Here is a 14,398-nt window from a genome sequence, read left to right as displayed (position 1 = left end):
GGTGGATGCCGTCCACCGATCCTCTGACCAGCGCCCGCATGCGGGCGCAGCGCCGCCGCGACACTGCACCGGAGGTCGCACTGCGCCGCGAGCTACACCGGCGCGGGGTGCGGTTCTTCGTCGACCGCGCACCCCTGCCCGGATTGCGGCGCCGCGCCGACCTCGTCTTCCCGCGACGGCGGGTCGCCGTGTACGTCGACGGCTGCTTCTGGCACAGCTGCCCACAGCACGCGACGTTCCCCCGGAACAATGCGCAATGGTGGGCGGACAAATTGGCGGCCAACGTCGCCCGTGACCGCGACACCGACTCCAGGCTGGCCGCCGCGGACTGGCGCGTGGTCCGGGTATGGGAGCACGAGGATCCGGCGGAAGCGGCGGGTCGGGTACAGGCGGCGCTGGACGCGACCTGAACGGTCTCGAATCGGCTGCTTCGCAGGCGGCGCCCGTGCGCGTTCCCTAGGCTCAGTCGCATGAGAGTCCTCGTCGCGGGAGCCGGGGGTCTCGTCGGGTTGCCGCTCACCCGAGAACTGATCGCCCGGGGGCACGAGGTGGTCGGGACCTCGCGCAACCCCGACACGCGCCCCGAACTACGCCACGCGGGTGCCACCGTCCTGCGCATGGACGCCTTCGACCTCGCGTCGGTCGAACACGCCGTCGTCGAGGCTCGACCGGACGCGGTAATCCATCAACTGACGGATCTGTCGGTGATCGACTTCGAGGCCAACGCAGAACTGCGCATCGTCGGCACTCGCAACCTCGTCGACGCGATGCGCCGCTACGGTGTGCAGCGTCTCATCACCCAGAGCGTCGCATGGCTCTATGCCGACGGGGTGGGTCCCGCCGACGAGACGGTGCCGCTGCGGGAGCCCACGGGTCCGGGTGCCCGGACTGTCGAGGGCGTCGTCGCGATGGAGCACGCTTCGGCCCAGATCCCGAACCACGTGATTCTCCGCTACGGGAAGCTGTACGGCCCCGGCACGTGGTACTCCCCGGATGGCGACTTCGGTCGTGCTGCCCGCGACGGGGTCCTCGCCGGTAACGGGATCGAAAGTTTCCTGCATGTCGAGGACGCCGTTGCGCCCACAGTCGCCGCTCTCGACTGGCCCACCGGCATCGTCAATGTCGTCGACGACGAGCCCGCGAGCCCCGCCGACTGGCTCCCGGTGTTCTGTCGGTGGGTCGGCGCCCCGCAGCCGAAAGGTCTCGGTCCTGGAAGGGGTCGCGGGGCGTCGAACGCGAAGGCCCGGGGGCTCGGATGGGTGCCGAGGTACCCGTCCTGGCGGGCGGGCATGTCGGGTTAGCCCGACTGCTCGGGCGGGCGAGGTCCGAGCCGCACTCGCCGCACGCGCTCCGACCGTGCCGCGTTTGTGGCTACCATTGGAGAGAACCTTGCGCATTTGTGTCGTCCAGGGAGATGGTCGCCGTGGATCGATCGTCGGAGCCGGAAGAGATCTCGACGCGCGCCAGCGTGGAGCGGCTGGAGCAGCTGCTGCGACCTGAGGTGACGTGGGTGCCGACGTCGAGCGGATATCTCGACACCATGGCCGGTGAAACCGTTCCTCCGCCGGGGCGGGCTCAGGCCGCGTGGCAGTCCTCTCTCGGTGCAGCCATGTACCAGCGGGCACAACGGGTGATGGCGTCGGTGCAGGGCTTCGGCGTGGTCTCCGACCTGTTGCAACTGCGGCCGGGGCAAACGGTCGTCGACGTGGGCTGTGGGCCCGGCAACGTCACCACTGGCCTGGCTGACGCGGTCGGCCCGCACGGGCTCGCCGTCGGGGTGGATCTCTCGGCGCCCATGTTGACGCGAGCAGCCCAGCAGGCTCGCCCGAACATGGGGCTCCTCCGCGGCAACGCGACAAACCTGCCCCTACGCGACCACTGCGCCGACGCCGTCTGCGCCACGCTCGTGATCATGCTCGTGCCCGAACCGGTCGACGCCCTGAGGGAAATGATCCGGATCGTGGCACCCGGTGGACGGCTACTGGTGATGGTCCCGGCCCGCCCTGTCGGGTCGGGCAATGCGGTCACCGGCCCGATCATGGACCGATTCGTGAGGTTCGCCGGAGCACGGCCATTCACCCCGGACGGGTTGTCCCTCCTGCTCGACCGCCTGGGGTGCGATCACATCCACAGCCACCAGCAGTGCAATATGCTCACCGTGCGGGCCCGGACGGCGGCCTCGGTTCGTGATTCGAAGTCCTCATCTTCGGGCAAGTCCTCATCTTCGGGGAAGAGCAGCTAGTGAACGCGAATGCGCCCCAACCGACTACGCCTCCGAGTCCCGACGACTTCGATGCGCTCTATCGTGGCGACTACGACGCTTTCAACCTCGCCGTCCAAGCGTCCGACGTGCCGCATCCCGAGTTTCGGATCGATCGGGTTCCGTGGGACATCAGCGAGGTCCAACCGGTCGTGCGTGACCTCGAGGCCGACGGTCAGATCACCGACGAGGTCCTCGACATCGGCTGCGGGGCAGGTGAGAACGCGATGTTCCTCGCAGGGCGCGGATATCGGGTGTGCGGACTCGACGCCGCGCCCGCGGCCATCGACATCGCCCGTGAGCGCGCCCGGCAGCGAGGACTGGACAAGGTCGTCGAATTCGACGTGGCTGATGCCACCGACCTGACCGAATACGCCGACCGGTTCGCGACCGTCATCGACAGCGCTCTCTACCACTGTTTCCCTGAGGAACAGCGCCCCCACTACGTGGCCGAGTTGCATCGGGCCGGCCGCCCCCACGCTCGACTTCACGTCGTGTGCCTCTCGGACCAGGTACCCGATGAGTTCCCCGGCCCATACCGCATCAGCGAAGACAACCTCCGGGACACGCTCACCGACGGAGGGTGGGCCATCACACGCCTGGAACTCACCACCTACACCACCGCGACTACCAGACGCGACATCGAACGCCAGCCCGGCACGGGACTGTCGGCCATCGCGGACCGACTCGATTTCGACTCCCACGACCGCCTGCTCGCCTCGGTCTGGCTTACGACGGCCGAACGTCGTTGAACGCCATGAACACGGTGGCCCTGGAATTGGTGCCGCCGGAACTGGCAGAGGGCACGGAACGTGCTCTCGAGGAGGGAAGCTCGGCGGCCGAGTTGTGCCGCCGACATGGATTGGTCGAGCACGTGGGGCACGTGATGGTTCCGGGGATCATCGCCGAAGACGCGGACCGGCCCGTGCCCATAAACCCCCGAATGGACGTGCTGGACTTCTGGAAAGCGGTCCGATCGTCGTTCGGCGCCGTCTCGGGCTTGTGCACGCAGGTGACCGTCTTCCACGACGAACAGCGGCTCGACGATCGGGTGCACCGCCTCCGGGACGCCGGCATGGACGGCGTCACGTTCATCGGTAAGCCGCACGGGATGCCGGCCGCCGACGCCCCGGGGGTCACGCCCCAGGAAGCAACAGCACGCTACCGGGAGCTCTTCCCGCACCGAGGGGTGGTGTTGATCCCCACACGCCGGGGCGAACTCAACAGGTTCGACGCCAAATGCGAAAGCGGCGCGAACTTCGCTCTGACCCAGTTGCTGTACTCCGACCGGATCGTGGGCTTCCTGCGTGAGTTCGCCGCCCGCACCGAGCAGCGACCGGAGATCCTGCTCTCGTTCGGTTTCGTACCCGGCATGGAGCAGCGCGTGCACCTGATCGACTGGCTGATCCACGACCACGGGAACGATCTGGTGCGGCGGGAGCAGGAATTCGTCGCCCGGATCGCTGCCAGGTCCTTCCAGCAGCGCCGCGATGCCTTGGTCGACATGTACAGACGCGTCATCGACGGCGTCCACGATCTCGGGTTCCCGCTGAGCGTTCACCTCGAGGCTCCCTACGGAGTCTCGCGCGCCGCGTGCGAGACCTTCGCCGCAATGCTCGACTACTGGTCGCCGCGTACCGACGGCAGCGGCGTGCGACCATCGAGCGGAACCCGCCCGCACGCCCCCATCGAGGAGATTCCGTGAGCAGCACCAACGCGCCGCTCGACGTCGAGTTCGCACGCACCCATCTCGCGTCCCAGCCCTTCAGCGTCCTGCTGGGCGCCCGCCTGGTCACGTTCGACGTAACCTCCGGTGCCGTCCTCGAGATCGACGCGCGCCCGGACCTGCTGCAACAGAACGGCTTCCTGCACGGTGGCGTACTCGCCTACGCCGCCGACAATGCGCTCACCTACGCGGCCGGAACCGTCCTTGGTCCAGCGGTCCTCACTGGCGGAATGAGCATCGAGTACCTACGGCCCGCGCAGGGCCGCACATTGCGCGCCATCGCGCGGGTCGTGCACTCGGGACGACGCCGCGCCGTGTGCGAGTGCACATTGGAGATGGTCGCCAACGACGGCAGCACTAGTCTGTGCGCCGTCGCGCAGGGAACCGTTCTCCCCGTGACCGCTTCCTGATCAGATGTCGAAGAACACCGTCTCCGCACCGCCGTCGGGGCTGCTCTGCAGTCGGATGTCGAAGGTGTAGAACGTCTTTCCGTCCCGCTCCGAGCGCGTGGCGACGAGCGTCCGGCGACGGGTCTCCCACTCGATGCTCGCCAAGACCGGGTCGGCCGCGTTGCGCTCGGCCTCGTCGTCGAAGTAGAGGCGGGTGTGCAGACCGAAGTTGATGCCACGCGCGAAAACGACGACGCAGATGTGCGGAGCCTGTACGCGCCCGCCGTCGGCCTCGACCGGCCCCGGCTTGACCGTGTGGAACTCGAAGACGCCGGAGTCGAAGTCGGCACCGGTGCGCCCCCACCCGCGGAATGCCGGGTCGACCGCCTTGTCTTGCGGGTCGAGGCGGTGTGCGTACTTTCCGGCGGCGTTGGCCTGCCAGATCTCGAGCAATGCGTCGCGCACCACGGTGCCGCTGCCGTCGAATACGCGGCCGGCGATCGTGATCCGTTCGCCGACGGTGGCGTCGGAGACGAGGCTGTTTCCGAAGTTGTTCTCGAAAATCTCGAAGCCGGCCTGATGCGGTGCGAGCCCGATGTGGACGTACGGCCCCCCGGTCTGCGACGGCGTCTCGACCAACCGCGTCACCATCGGGCGTGGAGTGAAGGAGTTGGGATGCTGGTCGATTCGGCTCATCGCGAAGATCCTGGGACGGTGTTCTCGAAGAAGGTGGCGCGACGTCCGCGGAGGGTGACGTCGAAGCGATAGGTGCGCGCGTCGAATGGCACGTGATGGGCCGGGTCCTCCTGCGCGATCAGGCTGCGGACCTGCTCGATGGTGGGGACCGTCCGGACGATGGGGCACCGCTCGATCAGCGGGTCACCCTCGAAGTACAGCTGCGTGATCAGGCGCTGCGCCCACCCGTCCGCGCTGAGGGACATGTGGATGTGAGCGGGGCGCCAGGAGTTGGTGTTGTTGGGCCACGGGTACGGGCCCGGCTTGATCGTGCGGAAGACGTAGTAGCCGTTGCTGTCTGTGAGCATCCGGCCGCAGCCGCCGAAGTTGGGGTCGATCGGCGCGAGGTACTGGTCCTTCTTGTGGCGGTAGCGGCCGCCGGCGTTGGCCTGCCACAGCTCCACCAGGGCTCCCGAGACCGGATTGCCGAACTCGTCGCGCACGTAGCCGTGGACGATGAGGCGTTCGCCGATCGGCAGTCCGTCCGTGGCGAAGTTGAGGATCAGGTCGTTGTCCTTGTCCCCCAACTCGTTTGCAGCGAACACCGGTCCGGTGACCTCGGAGAGCGTGTTCCGGGGCGAAATCAGGGCGTTGCGCGGCGCACGCAGCACGCTGGTTTTGTAGCCAGGGGTCAGCGCCGGTGGATGCACCGTCAAATCACGTTCGACGAACTCGCCGATGGTCATGGGGTTCTCCTCGAGCCGATACTCCGCCACACTATTTCTGAGCATGCCTCATGTAAATTGACATTTTGTCCAACTTTCCATAACTTGAGGAAATGTCCGAAGGTTTCGTTCCCCCGCCCCCACCGGACACCGCGGCCGCGGCCCGCTTCCTGCAGCGGATCCGACTGCGACACCTCACCTGCTTCGTCGCCGTGGCTCAGGAACGCCACCTCGGACGCGCGGCGCAACGCCTGCACCTGACACAGCCCGCGGTGACGAAGACGCTCAACGAACTCGAGGCCCTCGCGGGTGTGCGCCTGGTCGACCGCGGACGGCACGGCGCCCGCCTGACCCCGGCCGGGGAACAGTTCTTGCGGCGCGCGGTCGCGGTCACGGACGCGATGGAGTCCGCGGCAGCGGCCCTCTCCGGAGCCGGCGCCCCGAGTGCACCGATTCGGGTTGGCGCACTTCCCACCGTCGCGAGCGTGATACTGCCCAAAGCGATCTCACGGCTGCAGAGCACACACAAGGACACTGGTGTGCGGGTGATCACCGGCTCGAACGCTGTCCTGCTCGCCTCGCTCCGCGCCGGTGAACTCGATCTCGCGTTGGGTCGGATGGCCGAGCCCGAGGCGCTGCAGGACGTGACCTTCGAACTGCTCTACACCGAGTCGCTGGCCCTCGTCGTACGGCCGGGACACCCCCTGACCGCATACGCCGGAACCGCCCCGATGCCAGCCGTTCTCGAGTATCCGATGATCGTGGCGACCGCGGGAACGGTCCCTCGCCACCACACCGAGGTCCTGCTGCAACGGCACGGGTTATCCCTGCCCTCCGGCCGAATCGAGACACTGGACGTCACGCTGGCCCGGACCATGGCCCGAGACGGCGACGCGGTCTGGTTCACTCCGGAACGCGCACCGCAGACCGATCTCGCCGACGGAACTCTCGTCCGGCTGCCACAGCCGACGCCGGGCACCGCGGAACCGGTTGGCGTGTTCCGGCGGGCAACACCGGATTCGGCTACAGCCGTCGAGGAATTCGCCGGGATTCTGCGGGAACTGGCCGTCACCTGAGGCGGTGTGGGGCGGCCGATCACGCGGCGCCGAGAAGTCCGAATCCGCCGATGAATCCGTTTCGCGCTACTCTCCATCGACGACAAGGGTGATGCGTGCCGGCGTCCGGCACTGTGCCGAAGGGAATGACTAATGCAGTTCAATCTCGCCGATGTCTTCGAGTCCGTCGCCGAGTCAGTACCCGACCGCGTTGCGCTGACATACGAGGGCAGGAGCCTCACGTACGCGAGGTTGGACGCCGAGGCAAACCGGGTCGCGCACCTGCTGACACAGGCCGGTATCGCCCCGGGCGACCATGTTTCGCTGTTCCTGAAGAACAGCATCGAGCACGTCACATCGATCCTCGGGTCGATCAAGATCCGCGCGGTACCGGTCAACGTCAACTACCGGTACACGCCGTCCGAGCTCGAGTACATCTTCACCAACTCCGACTCGGTCGCCGTCATCGTCGAACTCCCTGAGCACCAGCGGGCCCTCGCCGGGCTTCTAGACGGCTGCCCGCTGATTCGGTCGGTGATCGTCGTCGGTGATCCGGTCGCGGAACTGGTCGACGCCGCCGCCAGGCGATCCATCACCGTGGTGCCCTTCGCGGATTCCCGTCAACAGTCGAGCAGCAGGGACTTTCCCGCGCGATCGGGCGACGACCTGTATGTGTTGTACACGGGTGGCACCACCGGGTACCCGAAGGGCGTCATGTGGCGCCATGACGACTTCTTCCGCAAGCCGCTGTCCGGCGGCAACCCGTACGGCGAGGAGAAACGGCAGGATCTCGCGGAAGTCGCTTCTGCAGCAAAAGAATTCCCGGACATGTCCTTCCTCATCGCCGCGCCGCTGATGCACGGGGCCGCGCTGTACTCGCTGTTCACCTTCTTCACGCTCGGCGCGCGCGTCGTGCTGATGCGCGACTTCGACCCGAAGAAGGTCGTCGAGGGGATCGAGAAGGAATCGTTGCAGGTGATCCTGATCGTCGGTGACGGTATGGGGCTGCCGCTCGTCGACGAGATGGAACGCCGCGAGGGCGAGGTCGACTTCAGTTCGCTCTACTCGATCACGTCGGGCGGGGCGATCTGGTCGGTCGGCGTCCGTGAACGGATGCTCGCGATCAAGCCGGACCTGGTGTTGCGTGACAATTTCGGCGCTTCGGAGTCGGGGAACGACGGCGCCTTCACCGTCGACCAGGACGGCAACCTCCGCATGCCGCCCTCTCCCAACATGGTTCTCGTCGACGAGGCGCTGAATGAGATCGAACCCGGAACCGACGAGATCGGGTACATCGCGCGCATCGGAAATGTCCCGCTCGGGTACTACAAGGACGCGGAGAAGACCGCCCGGACCTTCCCGACACGCGACGACGGCACCCGTCTGGCGATCCTCGGTGACATGGGCCGGGTGGAGGTGGACGGCACGATCGTCTTCCTCGGACGCGGCTCGCAGTGCATCAACACCGGAGGCGAGAAGGTCTTCGCGGAGGAGGTCGAGGCGGCGCTGCACGCGCACCCGTCGATCGCCGACGCGCTGGTCGTGCCGCGACCGGACGAGCGCATGGGTCAACAGGTCGCGGCCGTGATCGCCACCTACGCCGACGCTCCGGAACTCACCCTGACCGAGATCCAGGAGCATTGCCGGAAGACTTTGGCCGGCTACAAGATTCCGCGGGCGATGGTCGTGGTCGATGCGGTCAAGCGCACGCCGGCCGGTAAGGCGGACTACCGCTGGGCCACCGCGATGGCCTCTACCTAGGCGGTCACAGCGAGCGGGACCCGCGGCCCGGGACGACCCGGGTCGTGGCGGTGACTACACGCGTTCACGCTCCTTCTCGAGTGTGGCGGCGAGCCGAATGATCTCGCCGGCCGCCGCGATGTTGGCGGCCTTGTCACTCGTATCGGCGATGCGTTGGGCGAGCCGACGGATGCGAGCCGCATCGCTCGATCGCGTGGTGATTCCGTCTGTGTGCGGTCTGTGGTGTTGCACCGGAAATCCTTAGTCGAGTTGGGCGTTCCCGCTAGGTTAGGCATTCGGGCATTCCACGTAAACCCCCGGGCCCAGGATTCGCCCCGGAACTCATCCCCGACCGTGTCAGTTGAGGTGTGGATCAGTAGCCGGCGACCGGGTCGACCCGCGCCATGAGGTCTTCGCCCGCGACAAACCGGCGTACGTTCTCCGCGACGTGCTCGGCGTAGGCGGGCGAGCGCAGTGATGGCGGGTTGGAGTCGTGCGGTGTGACGATCGCGTTCGGTAATTCCCACAGCGGATGCCCGTCCGGCAGTGGCTCGGGATCGGTCACATCGAGACCGGCTCCACCGATACGGCGGTCCCGCAGCACCTCCACCAGGGCCTCTGTGTCGACGAGGGAACCGCGCGCGACGTTGATCACCCAGGACCGCGATCCCAGCCGGGACAACTGCTCCCGCCCGACCAGATGCTGGGTCTCGGAGGTGGCCGGCGCCGCGATCACCACGTGGTCGACCGTCGAAAAGACCTCGTCGACGCGGTCTGCGGGGATGGTCTCGTCGGCGCCGTGGACGGGTCGGCCCGAGCGGTTCACGGCTACCGTCGTGGCGCCGACCGAAGCGAGCATCGGAATCAGCGCTCGTCCGATCCCGCCGGCGCCGACGATCCCGACGCGGGAGCCGCGCAGGGTTCCGACCAAGTCGAACAACTCCCGTTGTCGCCACGTGGTGGCGGCGAGGTGCTCGGGCAGCCCGCGGACCCCGGCGAGAAGCATCGTGAACGCGTGCTCGGCGACGGTCGCGGCGTAGGCCCCGGCCGCGGACGTCCACACGATCTCCGGGTGACGCTGGATGACCCCAGCTGCGAACCATTCCTCGACGCCTGCCGACGGCAATTGCACCCATCGGATCGTCTCGGGGACATCGCCGGGAAAAGCCGCCGGGTCGTTGCCTGCCCACACGAGAGCGCGAGCATCGGCCTGTGCAGCGACGATCGCACCGCCCCGAGCAACGGCATCCACCAGCACCGGATGGTTCGTCGGGCCAAGTGCGACGGGGACGGGGGACATTTCACGCTCTCCTTCGGGTCGTGGCCCCGGTCCGCCAGAATACGCGGCCTGGTGAGGTCACACGATCGTCCTAGGTGCGGAGCATGGCCCACACGCCGTTATTGCCGGGAAGATCTATCGATCTCACCGGGTTCCCTGGTTATCCACCGTGGATCGCCAGGAGTACCCGCGGACATTCGAGAGAGTTCAGTTGATGCCCCGCATACCAGTTCACACGATCGACAGCGCCCCCGACGCCAGCACGGCTACCTTGCAGGCGCTGGCGAAACGCACCGGCAAAGTCCTCAATATTCACGGCGAAATGGCGCACTCACCGGTCGTGCTCGCCGCATACTCCGGGATCAGCGACGCCATCGCACAGCACGGCAGTTTCGACGCGCGCACCCGTGAGGCCATCGCCCTGGCCGTCGGTGCAGTCGACTCGTGCGACTACTGCCAATCCGCCCACACCATGATGGCGATCGGTGCCGGGCTCAGCGAAGAGCAGACCATCGCAATCCGTCGCGGCGACGACGGTGTTGACAGCAAGCTCGGCCCGTTGCTGGCCGTGGTCCGCGAGGCCACCAGCAATGTCGGTGAGGTCGACGACGCGACCTGGAAGACCGCGCTGGACGCCGGGTGGACCGAAACCGAACTCACCGAAGCGTTCGCCCACATCGCGGTGAATCTGTTCACCAACTACTTCAACCACTACGTCGGTACCGAACTCGACCTTCCCCCAGCTCCGGGACTATCCGCGACGTGACCACACGGATTCGGCCGGACGTCGTCGTGTTCGACGTCGTCGAGACGCTCGCATCACTCGATGCGGTGCAGTCGCGGCTGAGCCGGCTGCAGCAGCCCAGTGGGCTGCTGCAGCGGTGGTTCGCCCGGTTGCTGCGCGACGCCATGGTGATCACCGCGGCCCACGGCTACTGCACCTTTCTCGACGTCGCCGCGTCCTCGCTGCAGGCCGAAACGCGTGGGACCCTCACCCCCGAACAGATCGACTTCGCGGTCGCCGGATTCCGCGAGTTGACCGCCCAACCGGACGCCGCGGAGGCAATCGACACCGCGAAGCGCGCCGGATTCCGTGTTTTCACCCTCTCCAACGGGTCCGAAGAAGCAACCCGAGCGTTCCTCGCCCGCGCCGGACTCACACCACAGATCGAGGAGGTCCTCTCGGTCGACGAGGTCAAGATCTGGAAGCCGGCGCCAGAGCCATACGAACTAGCGATCAGCAGGGCACGGGTACCCGCCGAGCGGGTCGCCCTCGTCGCCGTGCACTCCTGGGACATCCACGGCGCACACCGTGCCGGGTTGACCACCGGCTGGTGCCCGCGACTCGAGACCGTTGCGACCCCCGCGTTCACCGAGGCAGACGTCAGCTCGGACACCCTGCCGGGTGTCATCGACGCCCTGGCCGCCCTACCGCGGTGACCCGGCCACCGGCAACTGACAACTCGCCCACGATCGAAAGCCGTTCCTGAATCAGCGACGGTGGATTTCCGGCAATAGGCCGGGAAGCGGTTCTACAGGTAGGACTTCCTCCGGGGTGACGGTCCCGGTAGCCGAGAACAATGACAGCCCGAGAAGCACCGCTGTGACCAGGGTGATCGCGCCGACCACGACAACATCCCGATTCAGAACCATACTGACGACCGCCAGTGGCACAGCAATGAAGGGATTGAAAAATAGCAGCGGGACGCTCGCCACTGCCGCAATTTGCGTGACCGCGGGCATCCATGAGGACACGGCGACGGGTGAATCATGCTGCGGATGTTGAGTTTTGGACATCAGACTCCCCCATCAGGGCATCGGCATCAGCGCCGAACGGACCCCGGCCGCGATGAACACCAGAGTTGCGATCAACAAGGTCGAGACCAAACGCCCCTCCGAGATTTAAGAAGAGGATACTAACCGTTTGGATGTCCTTGTGTAGGTTGATACCCGGCTTGCACCGGTTCCGACGACAAGGCCTGGGTAACTACTTCGAAGGGGGAGAAACCTGAAGGTCAAAGCACGGAACGCACTTCTCGGTGCCTTTGTTGTGTCCGGGACTGTTCTGGCAGTTGGCGGGCTGGCGCAGGATGAAGGCATCAGTGCCCAGCTCGAGCGTACGCAGCTCGTGAACGAGGTCGTCTACGAGGAAGAAGCGCAGCTTCCCGTCGATGCCGCCGCACATGCGAGTCAGCGGGCGGCCGAATCGGATGGCCGCACAGTGAGTCCCATGGCCGCTGGATGCTGGACAATGCGAGCCGACTATCACGGGAGAGCGGCAGCCGGGAACACTGTCTACACCGCCTGGCATACCGGTTATTGGTGCTCTGATGGAAACACGATCACCGATGCCCGCACCCTCGACTCCGGGGGGCAGACCATGACCCCGTACTGGGGATTCGAAGGCCCGATCGATGGTGGTGCGGGCGTATGGCAAAACGAGGCACGTTCGTTCACCAAGTTCCACTTCGTCCTTGGCATCTCCGGGAAGTGGCAAATCCAGAGCCCGACGCCGTGTATCCGGGTCATCGGATCCGTGAATGGATCCGGCAGAGGCGACGATCGCTGCTCGGTCGAGTTCTGACCGCAAGTGAGTTCGGAACAGATTCCTGCTAACCGATCAAAACGGTTCCACTCGTAACGGACTCGGGCCCTTCGCCGGTACACAAGACGCAGATGCAGCCGGGGGGTGTTGATCAACCGTCCCCTTGGCCCGTAGCCAACAGGAGGGGACATGAGTATCGGCAAAGCGGCGAAGCGTGCACTTGTGGGGGCCGTCGCTGCCGTCGCGCTCGGTAGTGGAGTGACGGCACCAGCGGGCGCAGCTACGGATCCGCCGGGCTCGAGCGCCGGGAGTGCTTCTCTCGGTAGCGTCGCAGCACCCGAGGCGATGACGACCCAGACTCTGATCGCAGCCCGGAACGCCGGGCTCCCGATCTACGAAGCGGTTGTCACCAACGAGTACTCCGCACCGAAATCGATGTTGACCCTGACCGAGTACCGGCGGGTGTACGACATCGACGCACTGAGTTCGCCCACAGTGAAGTTCGTGGGCCTCGGTGCCGTCGCCCCGGACACCTTCTGGGTCATACCCCGCGGCTTCCGCAGCACTTCGATCCTCGTCAATCTGCACGAGACGTGGCAGGACAACGTCGCATTCCCGCTGATGAGGTGGGACGAAACGACGCTGAAGTTCGTCAACAGCCCGCTCGTGCAACTGCCAGACGGCGGCCCCAGCATCGGTATCGCACGGATCACAGATGAGGATGAGAACGACTCGAGTTCCAGCTGACCGAGGTCACCGGGGCGGGTTGGCCCGAGTGGATGGACGGGTTGCTTGATCCATCCGAAGCTGCTCCGGCCCTTCGTCGTTCGGCGTGCACTCGGCCGATCTCCGCCCTCGAACGCTAGCGGCTTCGGAGCGAGACACGAAAAGGCCCCAGGCGATTCGACCGTCAACAACGGTGCTTCACCTGGGGCTTTGCGTGCGCCCGAAGGGATTCGAACCCCTAACCTTCTGATCCGTAGTCAGATGCTCTATCCGTTGAGCTACGGGCGCATATCCAGACATGTTCATTTGTTGCTGGACTATACGAGAACCAGCGTGGCGGAGGCGAGAGGATTTGAACCTCCGGTCCCCTATAAAGGGACAACTCATTAGCAGTGAGTCCCATTCGGCCGCTCTGGCACGCCTCCTTGGGGGCCGGCCCTTTCGAACCGCCGAGCGAAACAGTACACAGAGTTGGCCGAGAAACGCAAAACTACTGTTCAGGGTCTCATGTCCGGCGAGTCACCGAAGGTTCGCGTCGAACCAGTTGAAGATCCGGCGTTGCGCATCGAGGATGGCGATGACGAGCGGATCGTCGTCTGCGGCGCCCGGCTCCGGCACCGGCGGCTCGTCGGCCCGGTGCGCAAGTCCGGCGTAGCTGACGATGTTTGTGGCGACCTCGGCGTGCGCGACCGCCTCTCGGAGCAGGTCGACGTGCGCGGGCGGAGTGCGGGGGTCGTCGGCTCCGTACAGCGCGAGCCAGGGCGCTTTCAGCGCCGGGGCCGCCTCGACCAGGGTGGGGGTGTCGTCGGCGAGCTTGTGGACGATGCCGTGCGCAGAGACACTCACCACCGCCCCGACCGGCCGGTTGGTGGCGACGAGCATCGCCGCACTGCCCGCGTCGTCGAATCCGAGGACGCCGACGCAGTCGGGATAGATGCCACGGTCGACGAGCCAGTCGAAGGTGGCGTCGAAGTCGTCGAAGAGGTTCTGACCGAACACCTCAGCGTCGCTGTGCGCAGGTTCGCGATGGAACAAGTGTGGCGCGACCGCGAGCCATCCCTCCGCAGCGAGCGCGCCCATCAACTCGATCAGCGCGTCGGTGAACTCGCGGGATTCGTGCAGTACCACAATCCCACCGCGCGCATGCCGCTCCGGCTCGACGGCGGTGAGCGGCACCCGCGGTCGCGCCTGGGGGTCAGAGCCATCGGAGCGCAGAGTCACACTGGCCCGGAGGATTCCCGGCATATATCAACCTTGGCACGACCACGTCGTGAAAGC

General features: G+C 66.2%; 18 protein-coding genes and 2 tRNA genes. 12 read left to right on the top strand and 8 right to left on the bottom strand.

Going from position 1 to position 14,398, the window contains the following annotated elements; translation table 11 throughout:
- The first annotated feature begins 5 nt into the window (after positions 1-5).
- The 6 genes from EGT50_RS16015 (at position 6) to EGT50_RS15990 (ending at position 4,396) form a co-directional block, all read left to right on the top strand.
- Positions 6-410, top strand: coding sequence for a very short patch repair endonuclease (locus EGT50_RS16015; protein ID WP_127955655.1), 405 nt, complete (start codon positions 6-8; stop codon positions 408-410).
- Between the two features lie 60 nt (positions 411-470).
- On the top strand, positions 471-1,301 hold the full coding sequence (locus tag EGT50_RS16010; RefSeq protein WP_127955654.1) for an NAD-dependent epimerase/dehydratase family protein: 831 nt from the start codon (positions 471-473) through the stop codon (positions 1,299-1,301).
- 122 nt (positions 1,302-1,423) lie between these two features.
- On the top strand, positions 1,424-2,242 hold the full coding sequence (locus EGT50_RS16005) for a class I SAM-dependent methyltransferase (protein WP_164873435.1): 819 nt from the start codon (positions 1,424-1,426) through the stop codon (positions 2,240-2,242).
- A complete protein-coding gene (locus EGT50_RS16000; RefSeq protein WP_127955652.1) occupies positions 2,242-3,012 on the top strand; it encodes a class I SAM-dependent methyltransferase in 771 nt (256 codons plus the stop codon). The genes EGT50_RS16005 and EGT50_RS16000 overlap by 1 nt, the downstream gene beginning before the upstream one ends.
- Before the next feature lie 5 nt (positions 3,013-3,017).
- Positions 3,018-3,965: a mycobacterial-type methylenetetrahydrofolate reductase gene (locus EGT50_RS15995; protein WP_206615854.1), complete on the top strand. Its 948-nt coding sequence runs from the start codon at positions 3,018-3,020 to the stop codon at positions 3,963-3,965.
- Positions 3,962-4,396, top strand: coding sequence for a PaaI family thioesterase (locus EGT50_RS15990; RefSeq protein WP_127955651.1), 435 nt, complete (start codon positions 3,962-3,964; stop codon positions 4,394-4,396). The genes EGT50_RS15995 and EGT50_RS15990 overlap by 4 nt, the downstream gene beginning before the upstream one ends.
- Here the strand turns inward: EGT50_RS15990 and pcaG are convergent, their stop codons facing one another.
- Positions 4,397-5,071: a protocatechuate 3,4-dioxygenase subunit alpha gene (gene pcaG, locus EGT50_RS15985; protein ID WP_235870780.1), complete on the bottom strand. Its 675-nt coding sequence runs from the start codon at positions 5,069-5,071 to the stop codon at positions 4,397-4,399.
- The gene (gene pcaH, locus EGT50_RS15980) at positions 5,068-5,796 is read right to left on the bottom strand and encodes a protocatechuate 3,4-dioxygenase subunit beta (protein ID WP_127955650.1); all 729 of its coding nucleotides are present in this window, start codon (positions 5,794-5,796) and stop codon (positions 5,068-5,070) included. Before pcaH ends, pcaG begins: the two co-directional genes overlap by 4 nt.
- A gap of 92 nt (positions 5,797-5,888) precedes the next feature.
- On the opposite strand from pcaH, the gene EGT50_RS15975 reads away from it, so the two are divergent.
- The gene (locus EGT50_RS15975; RefSeq protein WP_127955649.1) at positions 5,889-6,851 is read left to right on the top strand and encodes a LysR substrate-binding domain-containing protein; all 963 of its coding nucleotides are present in this window, start codon (positions 5,889-5,891) and stop codon (positions 6,849-6,851) included.
- 132 nt (positions 6,852-6,983) lie between these two features.
- Positions 6,984-8,591, top strand: coding sequence for an acyl-CoA synthetase (locus EGT50_RS15970; protein ID WP_127955648.1), 1,608 nt, complete (start codon positions 6,984-6,986; stop codon positions 8,589-8,591).
- Positions 8,592-8,645: 54 nt separating this feature from the next.
- Here the strand turns inward: EGT50_RS15970 and EGT50_RS17095 are convergent, their stop codons facing one another.
- Together EGT50_RS17095 and EGT50_RS15965 are read right to left on the bottom strand one after the other, a co-directional pair.
- A complete protein-coding gene (locus EGT50_RS17095) occupies positions 8,646-8,822 on the bottom strand; it encodes a hypothetical protein (RefSeq protein ID WP_164873434.1) in 177 nt (58 codons plus the stop codon).
- Positions 8,823-8,943: 121 nt separating this feature from the next.
- Complete coding sequence (locus EGT50_RS15965) at positions 8,944-9,870, bottom strand: D-isomer specific 2-hydroxyacid dehydrogenase family protein (protein ID WP_127955647.1); 927 nt, start codon at positions 9,868-9,870, stop codon at positions 8,944-8,946.
- Positions 9,871-10,063: 193 nt separating this feature from the next.
- Here EGT50_RS15965 and EGT50_RS15960 point away from each other — a divergent pair, with 193 nt between their 5' ends.
- Together EGT50_RS15960 and EGT50_RS15955 are read left to right on the top strand one after the other, a co-directional pair.
- Positions 10,064-10,615 carry a carboxymuconolactone decarboxylase family protein gene (locus tag EGT50_RS15960; protein ID WP_127955646.1) on the top strand — a complete coding sequence of 184 codons (552 nt, stop codon included), beginning with the start codon at positions 10,064-10,066 and terminating at the stop codon, positions 10,613-10,615.
- The gene (locus EGT50_RS15955; protein ID WP_164873433.1) at positions 10,612-11,289 is read left to right on the top strand and encodes a haloacid dehalogenase type II; all 678 of its coding nucleotides are present in this window, start codon (positions 10,612-10,614) and stop codon (positions 11,287-11,289) included. The genes EGT50_RS15960 and EGT50_RS15955 overlap by 4 nt, the downstream gene beginning before the upstream one ends.
- Before the next feature lie 51 nt (positions 11,290-11,340).
- On the opposite strand, the gene EGT50_RS15950 is transcribed toward EGT50_RS15955, so the two are convergent.
- Positions 11,341-11,646 carry a hypothetical protein gene (locus EGT50_RS15950; protein ID WP_127955644.1) on the bottom strand — a complete coding sequence of 102 codons (306 nt, stop codon included), beginning with the start codon at positions 11,644-11,646 and terminating at the stop codon, positions 11,341-11,343.
- Between the two features lie 253 nt (positions 11,647-11,899).
- On the opposite strand from EGT50_RS15950, the gene EGT50_RS15945 reads away from it, so the two are divergent.
- Positions 11,900-12,433 carry a hypothetical protein gene (locus EGT50_RS15945; protein ID WP_127955643.1) on the top strand — a complete coding sequence of 178 codons (534 nt, stop codon included), beginning with the start codon at positions 11,900-11,902 and terminating at the stop codon, positions 12,431-12,433.
- A gap of 150 nt (positions 12,434-12,583) precedes the next feature.
- Positions 12,584-13,141, top strand: coding sequence for a hypothetical protein (locus EGT50_RS15940; RefSeq protein ID WP_127955642.1), 558 nt, complete (start codon positions 12,584-12,586; stop codon positions 13,139-13,141).
- Positions 13,142-13,335: 194 nt separating this feature from the next.
- On the opposite strand, the gene EGT50_RS15935 is transcribed toward EGT50_RS15940, so the two are convergent.
- The 3 genes from EGT50_RS15935 to EGT50_RS15925 all read right to left on the bottom strand — a co-directional run bounded on the left by EGT50_RS15935 (position 13,336) and on the right by EGT50_RS15925 (position 14,365).
- Positions 13,336-13,408, bottom strand: a tRNA-Arg gene (locus EGT50_RS15935).
- Between the two features lie 46 nt (positions 13,409-13,454).
- Positions 13,455-13,545: transfer RNA gene (locus EGT50_RS15930), tRNA-Ser, on the bottom strand.
- 94 nt (positions 13,546-13,639) lie between these two features.
- Positions 13,640-14,365: a dienelactone hydrolase family protein gene (locus tag EGT50_RS15925; protein ID WP_127955641.1), complete on the bottom strand. Its 726-nt coding sequence runs from the start codon at positions 14,363-14,365 to the stop codon at positions 13,640-13,642.
- Between the last annotated feature and the right edge of the window lie 33 nt (positions 14,366-14,398).

This window comes from Rhodococcus xishaensis, from assembly GCF_004011825.1.
Classification (GTDB): domain Bacteria; phylum Actinomycetota; class Actinomycetes; order Mycobacteriales; family Mycobacteriaceae; genus Prescottella; species Prescottella xishaensis.
This window is presented reverse-complemented; position numbering and strand designations above follow the sequence as displayed.